This is a genomic window from Legionella shakespearei DSM 23087 (assembly GCF_000373765.1).
Classification (GTDB): domain Bacteria; phylum Pseudomonadota; class Gammaproteobacteria; order Legionellales; family Legionellaceae; genus Legionella; species Legionella shakespearei.
Genome location: NZ_KB892404.1, coordinates 89,329 through 107,300, shown reverse-complemented (window position 1 = coordinate 107,300; position 17,972 = coordinate 89,329). Strand labels below are relative to the sequence as shown.

Sequence of the window (17,972 nt, the reverse complement as noted above, 5' to 3'; positions counted from 1 at the left end):
AAAATCTTGGGATACTTTGCGCGGCTCCGGAACGAGCCGCTTAGTCCAACAATTAGGAGAAAATTATGAAAGCAAGATTCCTTGCTGTTTTATTGTCGTTATTCGTTATCACCATTCCTGCTCAGGCAGCCAATAGTCCCAAGACACCACCTATAGTGCATACAAAAATTGATATTAATCATGCTGATTTATCAACTCTTACAGGCTCGTTTAAGGGGATTGGGAAAAAGCGTGCTGAAGCAATTATTGCCTACAGAGAAAGTCATCAGGGCTTTAAGTCCCTGGAAGAGCTGGCTGAGGTAAAAGGTTTTGGCCAGAAATTTGTTGACAAAAACAGAGACCAGTTGAAGGAGGTTTTTGTTCTGAATTAACACGTAGAATGACATTTGAGTCAGTAGCCCGTATTAGCGAAGCGTAATACGGGATCGACGTGGTACTTTCCCGTATTACGCTTCGCTAATACGGGCTACAAATCTGAGGTGTGACTGTGAAATCGTATCCTCAAAATTTACACAATTATTTAAAATTCTTACAATACAACTGTCGATCTTTACCCAAATATAGGATAAAGTAGCACACAAAAAGAAGAACGGAGTAGTACCGCATATGTTCAGAAAATTACGGGGCGTGTTTTCCAACGATTTATCCATCGATTTGGGAACGGCTAACACATTGATTTATGTAAGAGATAAAGGAATTGTTCTCAACGAACCTTCTGTAGTTGCCTTACGCAATGAATCAGGTCAAAAGCGTGTAGCGGCAGTCGGTATCGAAGCCAAACGCATGCTGGGAAGAACTCCTGGTAACATTAATGCAATCAGACCAATGAAAGATGGCGTTATCGCTGACTTCTTTGTTACTGAAAAAATGTTGCAGCATTTCATTCATAAAGTGCATGAAAATAAATTCCTAAGACCCAGTCCACGAGTTCTGGTTTGCGTTCCCTGTGGTTCTACCCAGGTTGAGCGAAGAGCCATTCGTGAGTCAGCAATGGGTGCTGGTGCACGTGAAGTCTTCCTGATTGAAGAACCAATGGCAGCAGCCCTGGGTTCAGGCATGCCAGTTGAAGAAGCAAGCGGTTCCATGGTAGTTGATATTGGTGGCGGAACTACTGAAGTTGCGATTATTTCTTTGAGTGGTATTGTCTATCATCAATCAGTACGTATTGGTGGTGACAAATTCGATGATGCTATTGTTTCTTACGTGCGCCGTAATTACGGTACGCTGATTGGTGAAACTACAGCAGAACGTATTAAACACGAAATTGGTTCTGCATTCCCAAGTCGTGACCTGTTTGAAATAGAAGTACGTGGACGAAATCTTGCTGAAGGTGTGCCACGCAGCTTTACATTGACAAGTGCTGAAATTCTTGAAGCTTTACAAGAACCTTTATCAGGTATCGTTGGTGCGGTAAGAGCTGCACTGGAATTAGCGCCGCCTGAATTGGCTGCTGATATTGCTGAGCGTGGTATGGTATTGACCGGAGGCGGGGCTTTGTTAAAGAACATTGATACCTTACTGATGGAAGAGACTGGATTACCTGTATTAATTGCTGAAGATCCATTAACCTGTGTTGCACGTGGTGGTGGTAAAGCTTTAGAAACCATGGATTTGCGTGGCGGTGATTTCCTCTCAACAGAATAACAAACACAGCAGATTATTTATCAAGGGCGGACACAGCTTCATTGGATTTGTGTTCGCTCTTGTTGTTTCTGTGTTTCTCATGTTTTCCGATTATCATTATCGCTATCTCGATAGTGTGCGTAGCGGTTTTTCTTTAATTGTTTCTCCTTTGCAATATGCCGTAGATTATCCTGTCAGGGTAATTGGCTGGGTTCAGTCTTTGGTGAGCGCCAAGAAAGCCCTGATCGATGAAAACATGCAGTTACGCTATCAGCAAACCATGCTGGAAGCAGAATTACAGAAGTTGCTGGTCATTCAAAGGGAAAATTCCCAGTTAAAAGAATTATTATTAACATCCAGTAAAGCCGATATGCGAGCTATGGCTGCTCAGATTCTTGCTGTAGATACCAGCACGGCACGGCAAATAGTGGTGTTAAACAAAGGCAAACGTGATGGGGTTTACACCGGACAGCCTATCCTTGATGCTAAAGGGGTTATGGGGCAAGTCATTGATGTAGGGCCTATGACAAGCACAGTCTTGCTTATTTCAGACTCCAAAAGTGCTGTACCCGTTCGTAACAATCGTACTGGTGAACGCGCGATACTTGTGGGGAATAACAGTATTGATGAATTGTCATTAATTAATTTACCCAAAACGTCTTCCATACATCCTGGCGACATGCTGGTAACCTCCGGTTTGGGCCGACGTTATCCGGAAGGTTATCCGGTAGGGCGTGTTGAGCAGGTTAACAGTATTCCCGGTGAGGATTTTGTGAAGGTCAAGGTGAGTCCTATTGCATTACTCAACCGTAATCGCCTGGTTTTATTAATCTGGCCTGATCCGGAACAAGAAGAATTAACGGCTCAGATTAATGAGCGTTTGAATGCTGAGGAGAGTGCCTGATGACTAATCTTCGCATACGATTGGGAATAGGATTTATTGCCGCGCTGATTTTATCTATATTACCCATGCCCGAATTACTCTCTGCTTTTCGCCCACCCTGGGTTTTATTATTGGTTCTTTATATAGAATATTATTTACCAGGCAACTTTAAATTAACTACTTTATTGTTTGTGGGCCTAACTCTGGATATTTTGCTTTCTACAGTTATCGGCGAACATTCTTTTGCCCTGTTACTGACAACCTGGTTGGCCTCAACCAAATCAAGACGGTTCCAGTTTTTCTCCATTATGCAGCAAATCTGTCTTATCGGCTTTTTCTGCCTTCTGTATCAGGCAACAATTTCTTGCACTGATGCGCTCCTAGGCTTCAATTACAGCCTGTTTATGCCGGTGACCAGCGCTATTCTCGGAATGTTTATCTGGCCCTGGATACGTTTGCTGGGTGATGGTTCTCTCCTAACACGTCTGGCATATCGTTAGGATGTAGATATCATTTCTACGATTTACGTCGTCCTGAGCGCGTCTTTTTGCGCGAAGGATCTCCAAAATACTGGCACCATGCTGCCTTCGGGAGATCCTTCGCGCAAAAAGACGCGCTCAGGACGACGTAGATCCGAGAAATGGCAAAAAGAGGTGTAGATAGCCAACTGCTTGCAGCCGGGATGGTGCCACTTCGATCCCGGCTGCAAGCAGACCGGGCTACGGTTCAAATTTGGTATCAGTGTTGTACAAGCTTAAACTCACCGGGCTTTAAGCCACCCAGCTTCCAATCACCAATTCTATGCCTTACCAATCGTAATGTTGGAAAACCAATAGCCGCGGTCATCTTTCTTATTTGGTGATTTTTACCTTCTTTTAAAATGATTTCTAACCAACTTGTGGGAATACTCTTTCTTTCGCGTATGGGAGGATTGCGTGGCCAGAGGTCAGGTTCCGCAATTAACCGGGCTTGAGCTGGCAGAAAAGTCAGGTCTTTAATCCTTAATCCTGATCTTAGTGGTTGCAGATCCTCTTCTGTTGGTATTCCTTCTACCTGTACCCAGTAATATTTACTCTTTTCGAATTTGGGATGGGTGAGTTTATGCTGTAGTGAACCATCATTTGTCAGCAATAATAAGCCTTCACTATTCTTATCCAGACGGCCTGCTGCATAAAAGCCGGGCATTTTTATAAATGCGGCCAGGGTTTCTTCATGTACTTCTCCAGTGAACTGGGTGACGACCCCATAAGGTTTGTTAAAAAGAATTAATTGAGTCATGAATTATGATAGTAAAAGCTATTGAAGGCATGATGGTAAATTGAATGGCAGGGATGAGCAAAGTATTTTTTCAGATGTAACACTTTCTAGCCCCTATGAATGCATTGTCTTTTGAGTTTTATCGCTATACAATGAGAGAAATTTACTCTTAATGGTGAAAATTGTTCATGAAATGGATGATACTTGGATTGTTGGCTTTAACTCAGGTGGGTTGTGCGGTGAATCATAAAGTAATGGTTGGTGATGAACCCGTTGTAATTCAGCAGTATAAAGGAAAAGGGAAAGCCTATATTCATGTTCATAATAATGAAACAACGGCTCTAAAAGCAGCAAAGGCAGTAATCCATAAAGAAGGCGGGAGCCTTTTAACTCTCGTGCATTCAGGCGGGCGTAACATAGTTTTTCATTTGAACAATCAACGCTATGAATTTGATCCAAATAGAATTTATACCGATAAGGGCATTAAAAAGACTCTGGCACAATTCAGTTATTACACTCCTGAAGCACATCGCGAAGTAAAGAAATTGGCCAGTAAAATAAAAGAGTTATTACCTGAAGGCAAAGTCATAGCGGTACACAATAACTCGTCTTATTCATTAAAGGATTATTTACCCGGGCATGAATTGGCCAAAGATGCAAAGGCATTGCACATGAGTCCTGATAACTATTACCGTAACTTTTATCTGGTAACCCGGCTCAGTGACTTTCTGCGATTAAAACTGGAAGGTTTTAACGGCATCTTACAAAAACCCTCCGCAACCGACGATGGGTCTCTGTCGATTTATCTGGCTAAAAGCGAATACATCAATGTAGAAGCAGGCTATGATCAATTGCCCGAACAGATCAAAATGTTAGAGAGGGCGTAAGATCCACATCGTTCTGAGCGCAGCGTGGTGCCAGTATTTGGAGATCCTTCGCGCAAAAAGACGCGCTCAGGACGACGTGGAGCGGAGAATGGCACAGCGAGTGTAGCCCGTATTAGGCTCCAGCCGTAATACGGGATCGAAGTGGCAATGTACGGCTACGAAATCTGAAGTGCTCAGGACGACGTGGAGCGGAGAATAACAAAGATATATGGAAGAGTCAGTTGCAGGCAACCAGGAAAACTCACTTTAGGCACCAACCTCTTCATTCCCCCCAATCTACGTCGTCCTGAGCGCGTCTTTTTGCGCGAAGGATCTCCTCGGACTGGCATTATCTTTCGCACAAAGAGCCGCGCTCAGGACGACGTGCATCGGGGTAATGAGCCGTTTCGTGAATGTTTGCGTACCCGTCTGCGTGCCCGAATAAAATCTCAAAAACTCAAACAAAAACACAAATGTTCACCTTCGAGAAATACAGAACCCATCTCAAATTTCCTACCTGATATTTATTATCAAATAAATCCAAATTCATATTTGGGATTCCTCATTATGGCATGCTATGATTGATCTCTCTAAAATTTACGGAGTGATCAATGACGTACGATAAAATTAAAGTGCCTGCTCAAGGCGAGGCGATTACAGTTGCTGCTGATCTTTCCCTGAACGTTCCCAATAATCCGATAATTCCATTTATCGAAGGGGATGGTATCGGGGTTGATGTTACACCACCAATGATTCGTGTTGTTGATGCTGCAGTTGAAAAAGCTTACGGTAACAAGAGAAAAATTGCCTGGATGGAAGTTTATGCCGGCGAAAAGGCGACTAAAGTTTATGGTAGCGATCAATGGTTACCTAAAGAAACAATTGATGCTATGAAGAAATTTGTCGTATCAATTAAAGGTCCTTTAACGACTCCAGTTGGCGGTGGTATCCGTTCATTGAACGTGGCAATTCGCCAGGATATGGACTTGTTCACCTGCCTGCGTCCAATCCGTTATTTTAAAGGTGTTCCGAGCCCGGTAAAAGAGCCTTGGAAAACCGATATGGTTATTTTCCGTGAAAACTCGGAAGATATCTATGCAGGTATTGAATGGCAAGCTGATTCTCCTGAAGCAAAAAAAGTAATTCAATTCTTACAGAATGAAATGGGCGTTAAAAAAATCCGTTTTCCTGAGCATTGCGGTATAGGCATTAAACCTGTTTCCAAAGAAGGTACAACACGTTTGGTTAAAGCAGCAATTCAATATGCGATTGATAATGACCGTCAGACAGTCACTTTAGTCCATAAAGGTAACATTATGAAGTTTACCGAAGGCTCCTTCAAAGATTGGGGTTATCAGGTAGCTCGTGACGTATTTGGCGCTAAAGAATATCAGGGCGGCCCATGGATGGAGTTTAAAAATCCTAAAACGGGCAAACAAATCATTATCAATGATGTAATTGCTGATGCCTTCCTGCAACAAATTCTGTTAAGACCAGAAGATTACAGCGTAATTGCTACTCTTAATCTGAACGGAGACTACATTTCTGATGCTCTGGCAGCTCAGGTTGGCGGTATTGGTATTGCTCCAGGGGCAAATATTGGCGATGAAGTTGCCGTTTTTGAAGCAACTCATGGAACAGCGCCAAAATATGCCGGCCAAAATAAGGTAAATCCAGGTTCTATTATCCTGTCTGCTGAAATGATGTTAAGGCATATGGGCTGGACTGAAGCTGCTGATTTGATTATCAAAGGCATGGAAGGTGCTATTGAAGCGAAGACTGTGACTTATGATTTCGAGCGCGGCATGCCAGGCTCTACTTTAGTAAGCAGTTCCGGCTTTGGCGATGCCATGATCAAGCACATGTAAATCAGGTCTGAATCTTGCATCAATAAAAAGGGTTATCTAGTAAAGAAATCCGAGCCGCGACCGTGAGGGAGCGGAACTTTTAAATGCAGTGGAATGCTCTTGTTCAGTTCTCTGCTCTAAAGTTCCGCTTCCTCACGGTCGCGGCTCGGATTAAACCCAAAGTGCCGATATTGGCTGAAGCATTAATTTTTATACGTCCCCGATAAACGAAATTGATTTTTTACCCGAAATAAGAAATGGTTGCGATAAATTTACAATTGAGTGAATGCAATCTAATCAATATGCCATGGATTATTTCAACGGTTAAAAAATTATTGAAAAATAGCTGATTTTACTGGCCAAATGTGTGTAGGGAGTCTATAAAAATAGTAAGAGGTTGTAAGTTATGAGTGGGCAGAATTTAGAGGAATATGTCAGGCATGAGATAGCGGATACTGAAATAAGTACCGAAATCAAGGCGCCCAGAAAATATAAAGTTGTATTGCTCAACGATGACTATACACCAATGGATTTTGTAGTAGAAGTGCTGAAGCATTTTTTTCATTTGAATGAGGAGACTGCAATTCAGGTGATGTTACAGGTTCATATTCAAGGGAAAGGCGTTTGTGGGGTATTTACTCGCGACATAGCAGAAACCAAAGTCGCCCTGGTAAATGAATACGCCAGAATGAATCAACATCCATTGCTATCTAGTATGGAGCCGGAATGACTGGTGATGGGCTGGAAAGGAGCAACGACAATGTTAAATAAAGAACTAGAATTCACCTTGAATCTAGCCTTCAAGGAAGCAAAAGAAAAGCGTCATGAATTTATGACTGTAGAACATTTGCTGTTGTCATTGCTTGATAATCCAGCAGCAGGTAATGTGTTGCAGGCTTGTGACGCCAATATTGAAGCCCTACGCCGTGATCTGATGGAATTCATCGATGAAACAACTCCGAGAATTCCCGAAGATGAACTGGATAGAGAAACTCAACCCACTCTAGGTTTTCAGCGGGTATTACAACGCGCAGTGTTCCATGTGCAATCTGCTGGTAAAACAGAAGTTACCGGAGCCAATGTCCTGGCTGCTATTTTTAGTGAACAGGAAAGCCAGGCTGTCTACTTTTTGCGCCGCGAAAACATTACCCGGCTTGATGTTATTAATTATATTTCTCATGGTGTGTCCAAATACCAAAATAATGACATGCATGAAAACATGAATGCCTCTATGGATGAAGACATGATGTCTCCTGAAGGCAATGAATCACCACTGGATAGTTATTGCACTAACCTGAACCGACGTGCCAAACAAGGCAAAATCGATCCTCTGATTGGTCGCCATGAAGAAATTCAACGTACCATCCAGGTATTATGCCGACGCCGTAAAAACAACCCTTTACTGGTTGGTGAGGCAGGGGTTGGCAAAACTGCTATAGCAGAAGGTCTGGCAAGACGTATCGTTGATGGCGAAATTCCTGAAGCCATTCGTGGCTGTGTTGTCTATTCACTCGATTTGGGAGCCTTATTAGCAGGAACCAAATATCGCGGTGATTTTGAGAAACGATTAAAAGCGGTACTAAAACAATTAGGCCAGCAAGAAGGTGCCGTTTTATTCATTGATGAAATTCATACCATCATCGGTGCAGGAGCCGCTTCTGGCGGTGTGATGGATGCATCAAACCTGATTAAACCCCTGTTGGCAAATGGTGAACTGAAATGTATAGGTTCTACCACTTATCAGGAATACCGAGGCATTTTTGAAAAAGACCGTGCTTTAGCGAGACGATTCCAAAAAATCGATATTTCTGAGCCGACTGTTGATGAAACCTATGAAATATTAAAAGGCTTAAAAGGACGACTTGAAGAGCATCATGGCGTTAAATTCTCTATCGCGTCATTAAAAGCTGCTGCTGAGCTGTCAGCAAAATACATTAATGACCGCTTCTTGCCCGATAAGGCAATAGACGTGGTGGATGAGGCAGGTGCTTATCAGAATCTGTTAACTGCTAACAAACGCAAAAAAATTATCAGTGTTACCGAAATTGAGAGTGTGGTAGCAAAAATTGCCCGTATCCCGATTAAGAAAGTATCTGCCCGTGATAAAGATACCTTACGCAATTTGGAACGCGATTTGAAACTGTTGGTTTATGGACAAGATCAGGCTATTACTGCCTTGTCGTCAGCAATTAAACTGGGTAGATCAGGTCTTAGAGAACCGCAAAAACCAGTAGGATGCTTCCTGTTTGCAGGACCTACAGGGGTGGGTAAAACTGAGGTTACTCGCCAATTGGCTAATGTTTTGGGCATAGAACTGCTGCGTTTTGACATGTCTGAATACATGGAAAAACATACTGTTTCCCGCTTGATTGGAGCACCTCCTGGATACGTAGGCTATGACCAGGGTGGCCTGTTAACAGAAGCCGTGACCAAGAACCCTCATTCAGTGTTACTGCTCGATGAAATTGAAAAAGCACATCCTGATGTCTTTAATTTGTTACTGCAGATTATGGATCATGGTACCTTGACTGATACTAACGGCCGTCAGGCAGATTTCAGACATGTTATTCTGGTCATGACCAGTAACGCTGGAGCCAGCGAAATTGTCCGTAATTCAATCGGTTTTTCCAGACAGGATAATTCCAATGACGGTCTGGAAGTAATTAAAAAGCAATTTACCCCTGAGTTCAGGAATCGCCTGGATGCAATAATTAACTTTGCTCCTTTAGATTCTCAGACTATAGGTTTGGTGGTTGATAAATTCATCATGGAACTGGATGAACAGCTCAGTCATAAGGGCGTTACCTTTACTGTTGATAAATCAGCTCGGGAATGGTTAATTGAGCATGGTTATGACAAGGCGATGGGTGCTCGTCCCATGGCCAGATTGATACAGGAAAATGTGAAAAAACCGTTGGCTGATGAGCTGTTGTTCGGTAAGTTAATGCATGGTGGCCATGTTACCCTTAAAGTTAAAGATGGCAAATTGCATTTTGACAGCCACGATCATAGGGAAGGGGTGTGCTAACTGTATGCACATTGTTCAGAACGCCCTCTGATATTAGGACTCTTGAAATTCAGGGTGGGTAATGTATCCACTGCCATTAAGTTAAGGAGTTCCGCCGTCCCGCCGCTTGTCCGCGGGCTCCAGGAATCTAGATCTCTGGATACCGCGGACAAGCCGCGGGACGGTGGAGTATCGCACTCCCACGCTGAATTTTTTATATATTCAACGTAGTTACAATCCTTATTAATTACCGATATACTATTCACTTTTATCTCATTGGCTATTTAAGTTTATGTTATCAGTAATAATAATAACTAAAAATGAAGAGGCAAATATCAGACGATGTCTGGAATCAGTGCGTTTCGCTAATGAAATAATTGTTCTTGATTCAGGCAGTACTGACAATACAGTCGCTATAGCGCAGGAATATACCGAACATGTCTTTTTAACGGATTGGCGCGGTTACGGGGTGCAAAAGCAAAGAGCTTTATTGCGCGCTACCGGTGACTGGGTACTAAATCTTGATGCTGATGAATCATTAAGCAAAGAATTGCAAGAAGAAATAATAGAAGCTATTTCCTCTGATGAAGCTGATGCATACAGGGTTCCTATCAGAATGCTATTTTATAATCAGTTGTTAAAGTATTCAGGAAGCCCCCAAAGGCACATACGGCTGTTCAAGAGGGCTAATGCCTTTTATAGCAAGGACATAGTCCATGAAAAAATAATGATGTCTCCTGAGAGTCGTATTGGCAAATTGGAGCACGCCATTATGCATCATTCATACAAGGATTTAAGCCATGTACTTTACAAATTGAATAAATATTCTTCCTATACTGCAAAGATACGTATTGAATCAAATAAAAAAGCAGGATTTATTCGCACTTTAATCAGCACAGGATGGATGTTTGGTCGTTGTTTTATTCTGCAGCGCGGCTTTTTAGATGGAAGATTGGGACTGTTATTCGCTATTTTTCAAGCCCAGGGTACTTTCTATCGCGGAATGAAACAGATATACAGAGATCGTAATCTGAATCAGTTACCTAACTTAAATATAAATAATGAGGATATATTGTGAGAGCAGCATTAAAAGAAAAGAGTTTTCTGTTAGCTCCTGTTTTATTTGCTTTATTCATTTTTTTTATTCCTATCAGCCCCTCGCTTAAATCAATATTCTTTGGTTGTGTGGTAGCGCTTGTTTTATTTACACCTCAATATAATAAGCATATTTTTTACGCATTTAATGCCTGGTGGGGACGAGCCGCCCTCGCTTTGTTTGCCTTCATTGCCATAGCTTGTTTATGGAGTCCTGCTCCTTATTCCATGCAGTTAATGGTATTAGGCAAATATTGTAAATTAATTTATCTTCCAGTCCTTGCTGCCGGTTTTATTAATCCCAAAGCACGTTCCTGGTGTATTAACAGTTATCTGGCTGCCATGCTGTTTACCTGCGTTGTGTCTATCTTAAAAGCGAATGGGCTGGTACATATAGGAGATCCTGGAGATCCGGGTGATGTATTTTACAATCATATTCTGACTGGGTTTATGATGGCTTTTGCAGCTTATTTGGCAGCCCTTTACGCATTTAAGTATACTGGTTGGCAACGAAATGTTTATGCTGTGTTATTTGCCCTGATGAGCTATCAATTGTTTTTCTGTAATACAGGAAGAACCGGTTATATCATTTATTTTATTTTAATGACTTTGTTGCTCTTGCAAAAACTGGATTTGAAAAAGACATCACTTGGGGTAGTGGTTCTCACCAGTCTGATTTTATTAGCGTATACTCAAAGTCACGTAATGCAAACCAGGATTAATGATTTAGTCAGCGATGTTAAATTCCTGCAACATCATAATCCCAATACGTCTTTAGGCTATAGAATACAGTTTCATGACTATGCTCATTCTCTCTGGGATACTCATCCTTTTATAGGTATAGGTACCGGTGGTTTTAAGTACAGTTTTAAACGTGATAATCCTGTTCCAACCTGGGGGCCAGAGCTGACTGATCCGCATAGCCAATACTGGATGACCTTGGTAGAGCAGGGGGTTATTGGACTATCGCTATTAATTCTATTCTTTGTCAGTTTGTTCATGACCTTGTTCAAACTTACTGAAACACGCCCTGTATTATTAGGTATTTTAGTTTCTTTTTGTGTTGGCTGCATTTCGGATACCATTTTGTGTTATTCAACAGCGGGTTATTTACTTGTAGTGATGAGTGCTTTGTGTTTTGGTGAGTTACTTGAAAAACGCGCTCTCAGGGTTGCGAATGAGAGTAAATTAACTGCAGCAAATGAGCCGATTGATGCTATTCCTGCGTGATGGCGTATAGCCCCGTCATCCTCACGGATGACGGATTAGATTTATTACCAGCTTGCAATGCTTTGTTGAGGATTTACCAGCGAACATTCTTCAGATATAGAACCGTCATTGCAGACTATCAGGCCACCTATTGTAGTTTCTGGCAATACACCACCATGCCACATACAACAGCCTCTGAGCAATTGTAAATCCATAACTGCATGCCGGGTGCAGTAACAGGTTGAATAAAATCCGTTATTACAGACGAGGCGCCCCGCAGAAGAGTCACAATAATTCACTCCGCCCATTTTATTACAGCAGGCGTCTGCAAATACCGGAGAGATAGATAGACTTAACATACCAGTTAATATTATTCTTTTTAGTGATAGCATGTTGATTTCTCATGTAGTTTATAATTTTAGAATAGCACAGAGTTTCAAAGAATATTAGAGGCGATTAGCACAGGACATAAAAATTAAAACATTGTAGCCCGGTCTGCTTGCAGCCGGGAAACATCATGACCGCTCCCGGTTGCGAGCAACCGGGCTACGCCTCACTCCGATTCGTGTCCTTGCCAGCATAACTGTTCCGCTCCCTCACGGTCGCGGCTCGGTTTTCGTGCGTTCGTATTGACTTCATCGTGCACCGGAAACCGAGCCGCGACCGTNAGGAAGCGGAATTTTTGTTGCGGCACAGAGCCTGATTTAACATTGGTGTAGAGCATAAGCAGGTGGGTTGGATCATTTTGATTCAACCTACATAAAATTTTGCAGGGAATACATTTCAAAGAGATAGCTTGTTGCTATTCCTGCCAATAAGCCAAATAAATGTCCTTGCCATGAAACGCCTTTTTCACCGGGAAAAATGCCGAGGAAAATACCCGCAAAATAGTAAAGGCTGATGATCCCCAGAATAATCGTTGTCACTGTACCATTCTGATATATATTACAGATTAAAAAGCCCCAATACCCGGTAATCAGTGCACTGGCTCCAATATGCAATCCGGGCTTGGCAAAACACCAGATAGCGAGTCCGCTAAGCAGGGTAATTATTAATGTGACAGCAAGGTAATAGTTAAGGCCATTGATCAGGATAAAATTACTCAACACCAATAACGGAATTGAATTAAAAAATATATGATTAAAGTTGGCGTGAAGCAGGGGAGCGAAGAGAATCCCTGGCAAACCACGTATTTGTCGCGGGATGATACCAAGTAACAGAATCCTGTTACTTATAAAATGACTGACAAAAAAGACACTCCAGGGAATAAGAAGAATAATCCCCAGAATCTTTAAGTTATTTTGTGTTTGGCTAATGATTAAATTAAGGCTGTCCATTAATTCATTAATCATGATTTTACCGCCGTCGGTTGTGGTGTTTTAGCAGCCGGCTTGGGGACTGTTGCAATATTGCGTACAGGCACAAACAATAAAGGCTCAACCAATGTTTGATTCATGATCATGGTCCAGTGAAGATGCGGACCAGTAACTCTGCCTGTCATTCCAACCAAACCCAGTTCCTGGCCTTGCTTTATCGACTCACCAGGTTGCACCATTATTTTGCTTAAATGGGCATAAAGGGAAAATACCCCCATTCCGTGATCAATAATAACTGTATTACCCGTAAAGAAATAATCGCCTGTTTCAGCTACTATACCGTTAGCAATGGCGTGTATCGGCTCACCTACAGGTCCTGCAATATCTAAACCTGAATGAGGATCTCTGGGCTGTTTATTATAAAGTCGTTTTAAACCAAACAAACTGCTTACAGGACCGCGCAGGGGTGCAGTGAATGACTTTTCAAATGGATTAACATTTGAGTAATGGGCGAATATTTTTTTAAGTTTCATGGTTTCGTTATCGATACGAATCATATCTTCAGGCTGGGGATCAACCTTACTTAAATCTTTAATCGTTAACGATTGGGTGTTATAAAATTTTTCACTGACATGAAATGGAATGGATGCTTTATAGGGTTTGGTGACCTCTATGTATTGAATGGGATCGGTAACATTCAGCGGAATAGCAACAATCAACAACCATTGATTGGTTTTGCTGCCAGGCAAGACAGGAATTCTGTTGCCATGGTAATAGGCCTCTGGCTGCTTGTCTACATCAACCGGGATAATGGTCAGACCGCCGTTTACCGCATGATTTTCGGGTAAGGCGAACCCCAAAGTAACATGTGATAAACAGAATAAGGAAAGGAGGGTTATTGTTCTTATTATTTTATTCATAGCTGTTTAATCCTTAATTGCAGTAACTGCGCAAGTCAGAACACCCTGTGCCAAACGGACTTCAACGGGATCTCCTTCTCTAACCTGTTGGGTACTGAACAATATTTTATTTTTACTGGTAGCAATCGCATAGCCTCTATCTAGTGTAGCCAAGGGACTGACAGCATGCAAAGTGGATAAACTGGTATTCATTCGCTGTTTCAGACTGTTGATTTTGAGTACTATTTGCTGCCTCAATTGTTCAACCAGGCGGGTGAGCTGAATTTGTGTTTGCTCAATCTGCATTTTAGGATTTTGAGCCTGCAATTGGGTAATGCTGATGTGAGTCTGATATTTTTTCTGATTAACGATTTGGATCATACTGGACAAGAGTTGACGTTCCAGATAATCCACTGTTTGCCAATAAGAGCGAATGGCCTGTTGTGGAGAAGAGATTTTATCCATTAAATGTTTTAACCGCAGGCGATAATTCTGCATTCTTGCCAAGAGTGCTTTATACAATTGGATCGTGTAATTATTTAATACGGCGGATAATTCCATACAATCAGGCGATACGGCTGCTGCAGCGGCAGTTGGAGTTTCAGCCCTATAATCGGCGACAAAATCAGCTATAGTAAAGTCAGTTTCATGACCCACACCAGATACTACAGGAATCAGGCTGGCAGCTATCTGCCTTGCCAGTTGTTCGTCATTGAATGCCCATAAGTCTTCTATACTGCCGCCGCCTCGAGCCAGAATAAGTACGTCACAACGCTGGTCCGAATTGGCAGATTGCAGAGCCTTTATCAATTGTTGTGGCGCTGTAGTACCTTGAACGTCACTGGGGTAAATAAAAATTGGAGCTAAAGGGTAGCGGCGCGCTAAAGTAGAAAGTATGTCGCGAATCGCAGCACCACTGGTGGAGGTAATAATTCCTATGGACCGAGGAATGGCAGGTAATGATTTTTTCTTTGCTGGATGAAACAATCCTTCGGCGGCCAGCTTGTTTTTTAATTCCTCAAAACGCTGATACAGTTCCCCAAGACCAGCCTCAGTAAGCTGTTCAACGATTAACTGATAATCACCTCGTGCTTCATAGAGGCTTAATCTGCCGCTGACCACAATTTTCTGGCCATCACAGAGTTTTGAACTTAAGGGACGGACATGGCGGTTTTTAAAAAATACGCATTTAATCTGTGCTGCATTATCTTTCAAGGTGAAATAATAATGGCCTGAGGCTGGTTTACTCAAATTTGATACTTCTCCCTCAACATGAATAATACCTATTTCATTTTCAAGATAACTTTTCACTTGTCTGTTCAATTGGCTTACAGACAATATTGAAATTTGAGCAACCATAATGAAAAAAATTCCAGCAAATCAACCAGTTGATAATGGTAACAGATTAAAAAAGAATACAAAATCTATTGAAGCAAGTTGTTATTTGATTTAACTTAAGAGGTTAATATATCATGTTTATGAACTGAGGCTGGAACTTGGCCAAACTTAAAGTTTTGTGGCCAAAAACAGTAAAATGTTACAACTTCTATACACAGTGATGAGGATGTGGAATGAAATACGGGCTAATAATGGCAGCAATATTGACTTCATCGTCTGCGCTTGCAGATACACTATATGAAGCTGTCCAGCACGGTATGATCGCAAACCCTGATGTATTATCTAACACAGCCAAAGGCCTGTCTGCCAAGCAGGCGACCGATAAGGCCAAAGGGGGATATTATCCCAGCATAGATGTTAATACCGGCTTTGGTCGCGAAAGAAGCCTTAACCCCACCACGGCAGCAATTGACGACACACAAGTCGCTATCCTTAATCGTACTGAATCTGCCGTTGAATTGAGACAAAATTTGTTTGCTGGTGGCGGTATAGTCAATGAAGTAAAACGAAACCAGTACATCACTGAGTCTCAACGTTGGAAAACACAAGGGGTTGCTGAAGATCTGGCTCTTGAAATTACAAAAGACTATCTTGCTGTTTTAATGCACCAACGCTTATATGCCTATTCGATTTCCAATCTTCAGGCGCATAAATCCGTATTCAAGATGATTAAAGAACGTTCTGATGCCGGTATTTCCAGGGAAGCAGAACTGGATCAGGCCATTGCACGGCTTGCATTAGCTGAGTCCAATAAGATAAGTGCGCAGGCAAATTTGCAGGAAGCAAAAATTAATTACGCCAAAGTTGTCGGTAAATGGCCTGAGAATTTAACCTGGCCTCGGTTTCCTACCCCTAAAGAATTACCCGATAATCTTGCCAAAGCACTGGAAAAGGGCTTGGATAATCATCCTACAGTTAAATCCAGCTATGCCGATGTGAAACAGGCGAAGGCGCAATATAAAGTCGCACGGGCAGCCTATTACCCAAAAGTTGATTTGGTTTTGAGTAGTTCCAAAAACAGAAACCTTAGTGGTCTGGTAGGTCCAAACAATTCTGATTTGGCAGCAATTCGTATGAACTATAATGCGTTTCGCGGTGGAGCAGACTTGGCTCACATCAAAGAAACAGCCTACCAGGTACAGGAAGCATACGAAATTAAAAACCGTACCTTGCTGCAATTGAAAGAAGCGATTCGTTTGTCCTGGAACGCATACACATCAGCTGCGTTACGTTTGAAACCGCTAAAAACCCACGTTGAGGCATCCAAACGGACACGTCTTGCCTATCAGGATGAGTTTAAGGTCGGTAAAAGAACCTTGCTCGATTTGCTGGATTCGCAAAATGAATATTACCAATCAGAAATTGAATTGGCTCACGGTCAAAATGATGAAATACTTTCCCGCTACCGAATTCTCAACGGCATGGGTAATTTATTATCCTACCTGAAATTAAGATTACCGGTTAATGTGGTCAATAATGATGTGTTTACCTCAGCTCAAACCAATATCTTGCTTAACAAGAGCATGGATGAATTGCCTTATCCTGATGACAGTGATAATGCCATGGCTTTAGCTCATCCAGTTGAAAATATGGAAACAGCTCGCTTAACTAAGGCTATAATAGATAAGAATACCACTTATCCTCAGCAGGTGAATCCAAAGATATGGTATGTATCTGCTGGTACTTTCAAAGATAAAAGCAAAGCTGAAGCTTTGGTGAATCATTTGAGTGGGCTTGGTTTTACAGTCTTTATGACTCCTTATCGTGAGTTGATGACTGTGCTTGTTGGCCCATATGAATATCGTGGACATGCTGGTAATGGAATGGAACGACTGAAGGAACTGGCACATGTTCAAGGGGTACTGGTTACATTTAAAAAGCCGCCTAAAAAAGTCTGCTGCAAAGCCGGTTAAAAAGCCAGGCATGGCGGGGCCCAAATCTTTTGGGTACCTGCTAATATGCCTGGTTTTGTTTTATACCCCATTCTCTCCGAGCCAAGCATCTATTACTTTAAAAACAGAAAAAATTCAACGTATGGCCCAAAATTCCCAGGGCAACATTCAAAAGCGATTTCGAGCATGGGCTAAATTAATTGAGTCTTTAGAACATCAACCTGTAGATGCACAACTGGATAAAGTGAATTCATTTTTTAACCAGTTTGCTTTTCAATCCGATATAAAGTCTCGCGGTGTTGACGATTATTGGAAATCCCCTGAGGAATTCATTATTGATGGGGGAGGGGATTGTGAGGATTATGCCATAATCAAATATTTTACCTTGGTTACATTAGGGATTCCAACAGAAAAACTAAGAATCACTTATGTTACTTCTCTTAAATTAAATCAGGCTCACATGGTTTTATCTTATTATGCGAGCCCAGAAGCTGAGCCATTAATTTTAGATAGTCTTGAAAGTAAAATATTGAAAGCGTCACAACGACAAGACTTGAAACCCGTTTACAGCTTTAATGGAGATGGCTTATGGCTTGCTAAGCAGCGTGGTCAAAATACTTTAATGGGGCAACCCAACAGTTTGGGTAAGTGGGATGAATTAATGAAACGGATGCAATAAT

At 41.9% G+C, this 17,972-nt stretch carries 17 protein-coding genes; 12 read left to right on the top strand and 5 right to left on the bottom strand.

Annotated elements, in window-relative coordinates:
* The first annotated feature begins 65 nt into the window (after positions 1 to 65).
* The 4 genes from B094_RS0109400 (at position 66) to mreD (ending at position 3,006) form a co-directional block, all read left to right on the top strand.
* Positions 66 to 371: a ComEA family DNA-binding protein gene (locus B094_RS0109400; RefSeq protein ID WP_018577557.1), complete on the top strand. Its 306-nt coding sequence runs from the start codon at positions 66 to 68 to the stop codon at positions 369 to 371.
* A gap of 235 nt (positions 372 to 606) precedes the next feature.
* Positions 607 to 1,644: a rod shape-determining protein gene (locus B094_RS0109395; RefSeq protein ID WP_018577556.1), complete on the top strand. Its 1,038-nt coding sequence runs from the start codon at positions 607 to 609 to the stop codon at positions 1,642 to 1,644.
* The gene (gene mreC / locus B094_RS0109390) at positions 1,622 to 2,527 is read left to right on the top strand and encodes a rod shape-determining protein MreC (RefSeq protein WP_018577555.1); all 906 of its coding nucleotides are present in this window, start codon (positions 1,622 to 1,624) and stop codon (positions 2,525 to 2,527) included. The genes B094_RS0109395 and mreC overlap by 23 nt, the downstream gene beginning before the upstream one ends.
* The gene (mreD, locus tag B094_RS0109385) at positions 2,527 to 3,006 is read left to right on the top strand and encodes a rod shape-determining protein MreD (protein WP_018577554.1); all 480 of its coding nucleotides are present in this window, start codon (positions 2,527 to 2,529) and stop codon (positions 3,004 to 3,006) included. The genes mreC and mreD overlap by 1 nt, the downstream gene beginning before the upstream one ends.
* Positions 3,007 to 3,244: 238 nt before the next feature.
* Here the strand turns inward: mreD and B094_RS0109380 are convergent, their stop codons facing one another.
* A complete protein-coding gene (locus B094_RS0109380) occupies positions 3,245 to 3,784 on the bottom strand; it encodes a pseudouridine synthase (protein WP_018577553.1) in 540 nt (179 codons plus the stop codon).
* A gap of 176 nt (positions 3,785 to 3,960) precedes the next feature.
* Here B094_RS0109380 and B094_RS0109375 point away from each other — a divergent pair, with 176 nt between their 5' ends.
* The 6 genes from B094_RS0109375 (at position 3,961) to B094_RS0109350 (ending at position 11,808) form a co-directional block, all read left to right on the top strand.
* Positions 3,961 to 4,650 (top strand): protein tyrosine phosphatase, encoded by a 690-nt coding sequence (locus tag B094_RS0109375; RefSeq protein WP_420324231.1) that lies wholly within the window; start codon positions 3,961 to 3,963, stop codon positions 4,648 to 4,650.
* A 590-nt stretch (positions 4,651 to 5,240) separates the two neighbouring features.
* Positions 5,241 to 6,497 carry an NADP-dependent isocitrate dehydrogenase gene (gene icd, locus B094_RS0109370; protein ID WP_018577551.1) on the top strand — a complete coding sequence of 419 codons (1,257 nt, stop codon included), beginning with the start codon at positions 5,241 to 5,243 and terminating at the stop codon, positions 6,495 to 6,497.
* Between the two features lie 385 nt (positions 6,498 to 6,882).
* Positions 6,883 to 7,206 (top strand): ATP-dependent Clp protease adapter ClpS, encoded by a 324-nt coding sequence (gene clpS, locus B094_RS0109365; protein WP_018577550.1) that lies wholly within the window; start codon positions 6,883 to 6,885, stop codon positions 7,204 to 7,206.
* A gap of 30 nt (positions 7,207 to 7,236) precedes the next feature.
* On the top strand, positions 7,237 to 9,504 hold the full coding sequence (clpA, locus tag B094_RS0109360) for an ATP-dependent Clp protease ATP-binding subunit ClpA (RefSeq protein ID WP_018577549.1): 2,268 nt from the start codon (positions 7,237 to 7,239) through the stop codon (positions 9,502 to 9,504).
* Between the two features lie 271 nt (positions 9,505 to 9,775).
* Positions 9,776 to 10,561, top strand: a complete 786-nt coding sequence (locus tag B094_RS0109355) for a glycosyltransferase family 2 protein (RefSeq protein WP_018577548.1) — start codon at positions 9,776 to 9,778, stop codon at positions 10,559 to 10,561.
* Positions 10,558 to 11,808, top strand: coding sequence for an O-antigen ligase family protein (locus tag B094_RS0109350; RefSeq protein ID WP_018577547.1), 1,251 nt, complete (start codon positions 10,558 to 10,560; stop codon positions 11,806 to 11,808). Before B094_RS0109355 ends, B094_RS0109350 begins: the two co-directional genes overlap by 4 nt.
* A 44-nt stretch (positions 11,809 to 11,852) precedes the next feature.
* Here the strand turns inward: B094_RS0109350 and B094_RS0109345 are convergent, their stop codons facing one another.
* The 4 genes from B094_RS0109345 to xseA all read right to left on the bottom strand — a co-directional run bounded on the left by B094_RS0109345 (position 11,853) and on the right by xseA (position 15,361).
* Positions 11,853 to 12,179, bottom strand: coding sequence for a hypothetical protein (locus B094_RS0109345; protein WP_018577546.1), 327 nt, complete (start codon positions 12,177 to 12,179; stop codon positions 11,853 to 11,855).
* Positions 12,180 to 12,542: 363 nt separating this feature from the next.
* Positions 12,543 to 13,139, bottom strand: coding sequence for a rhomboid family intramembrane serine protease (locus tag B094_RS0109340; RefSeq protein WP_018577545.1), 597 nt, complete (start codon positions 13,137 to 13,139; stop codon positions 12,543 to 12,545).
* The gene (locus B094_RS0109335) at positions 13,136 to 14,023 is read right to left on the bottom strand and encodes a peptidoglycan DD-metalloendopeptidase family protein (RefSeq protein ID WP_018577544.1); all 888 of its coding nucleotides are present in this window, start codon (positions 14,021 to 14,023) and stop codon (positions 13,136 to 13,138) included. The genes B094_RS0109340 and B094_RS0109335 overlap by 4 nt, the downstream gene beginning before the upstream one ends.
* Before the next feature lie 6 nt (positions 14,024 to 14,029).
* Entirely contained in the window at positions 14,030 to 15,361 is a 1,332-nt protein-coding gene (gene xseA / locus B094_RS0109330; RefSeq protein WP_018577543.1) for an exodeoxyribonuclease VII large subunit, read from the bottom strand.
* Positions 15,362 to 15,573: 212 nt separating this feature from the next.
* On the opposite strand from xseA, the gene B094_RS0109320 reads away from it, so the two are divergent.
* Together B094_RS0109320 and B094_RS0109315 are read left to right on the top strand one after the other, a co-directional pair.
* Positions 15,574 to 17,313 (top strand): TolC family outer membrane protein, encoded by a 1,740-nt coding sequence (locus B094_RS0109320; protein ID WP_018577541.1) that lies wholly within the window; start codon positions 15,574 to 15,576, stop codon positions 17,311 to 17,313.
* The gene (locus tag B094_RS0109315) at positions 17,249 to 17,971 is read left to right on the top strand and encodes a transglutaminase-like cysteine peptidase (RefSeq protein WP_018577540.1); all 723 of its coding nucleotides are present in this window, start codon (positions 17,249 to 17,251) and stop codon (positions 17,969 to 17,971) included. Before B094_RS0109320 ends, B094_RS0109315 begins: the two co-directional genes overlap by 65 nt.
* Position 17,972 lies beyond the last annotated feature (1 nt).

What these genes read in the sequence shown, in the direction of transcription:
- B094_RS0109335 (WP_018577544.1), bottom strand. Translation starts at nt 14,023, where the DNA reads ATGAATAAAATAATAAGAACAATAACCCTCCTTTCCTTATTCTGTTTA.
- B094_RS0109395 (WP_018577556.1), top strand. Translation starts at nt 607, where the DNA reads ATGTTCAGAAAATTACGGGGCGTGTTTTCCAACGATTTATCCATCGAT.
- B094_RS0109375 (WP_420324231.1), top strand. Translation starts at nt 3,961, where the DNA reads ATGATACTTGGATTGTTGGCTTTAACTCAGGTGGGTTGTGCGGTGAAT.
- B094_RS0109400 (WP_018577557.1), top strand. Translation starts at nt 66, where the DNA reads ATGAAAGCAAGATTCCTTGCTGTTTTATTGTCGTTATTCGTTATCACC.
- B094_RS0109315 (WP_018577540.1), top strand. Translation starts at nt 17,249, where the DNA reads ATGTTCAAGGGGTACTGGTTACATTTAAAAAGCCGCCTAAAAAAGTCT.
- B094_RS0109345 (WP_018577546.1), bottom strand. Translation starts at nt 12,179, where the DNA reads ATGCTATCACTAAAAAGAATAATATTAACTGGTATGTTAAGTCTATCT.
- clpA (WP_018577549.1), top strand. Translation starts at nt 7,237, where the DNA reads ATGTTAAATAAAGAACTAGAATTCACCTTGAATCTAGCCTTCAAGGAA.
- B094_RS0109340 (WP_018577545.1), bottom strand. Translation starts at nt 13,139, where the DNA reads ATGATTAATGAATTAATGGACAGCCTTAATTTAATCATTAGCCAAACA.
- icd (WP_018577551.1), top strand. Translation starts at nt 5,241, where the DNA reads ATGACGTACGATAAAATTAAAGTGCCTGCTCAAGGCGAGGCGATTACA.
- B094_RS0109320 (WP_018577541.1), top strand. Translation starts at nt 15,574, where the DNA reads ATGAAATACGGGCTAATAATGGCAGCAATATTGACTTCATCGTCTGCG.
- clpS (WP_018577550.1), top strand. Translation starts at nt 6,883, where the DNA reads ATGAGTGGGCAGAATTTAGAGGAATATGTCAGGCATGAGATAGCGGAT.
- mreD (WP_018577554.1), top strand. Translation starts at nt 2,527, where the DNA reads ATGACTAATCTTCGCATACGATTGGGAATAGGATTTATTGCCGCGCTG.
- B094_RS0109380 (WP_018577553.1), bottom strand. Translation starts at nt 3,784, where the DNA reads ATGACTCAATTAATTCTTTTTAACAAACCTTATGGGGTCGTCACCCAG.
- B094_RS0109355 (WP_018577548.1), top strand. Translation starts at nt 9,776, where the DNA reads ATGTTATCAGTAATAATAATAACTAAAAATGAAGAGGCAAATATCAGA.
- xseA (WP_018577543.1), bottom strand. Translation starts at nt 15,361, where the DNA reads ATGGTTGCTCAAATTTCAATATTGTCTGTAAGCCAATTGAACAGACAA.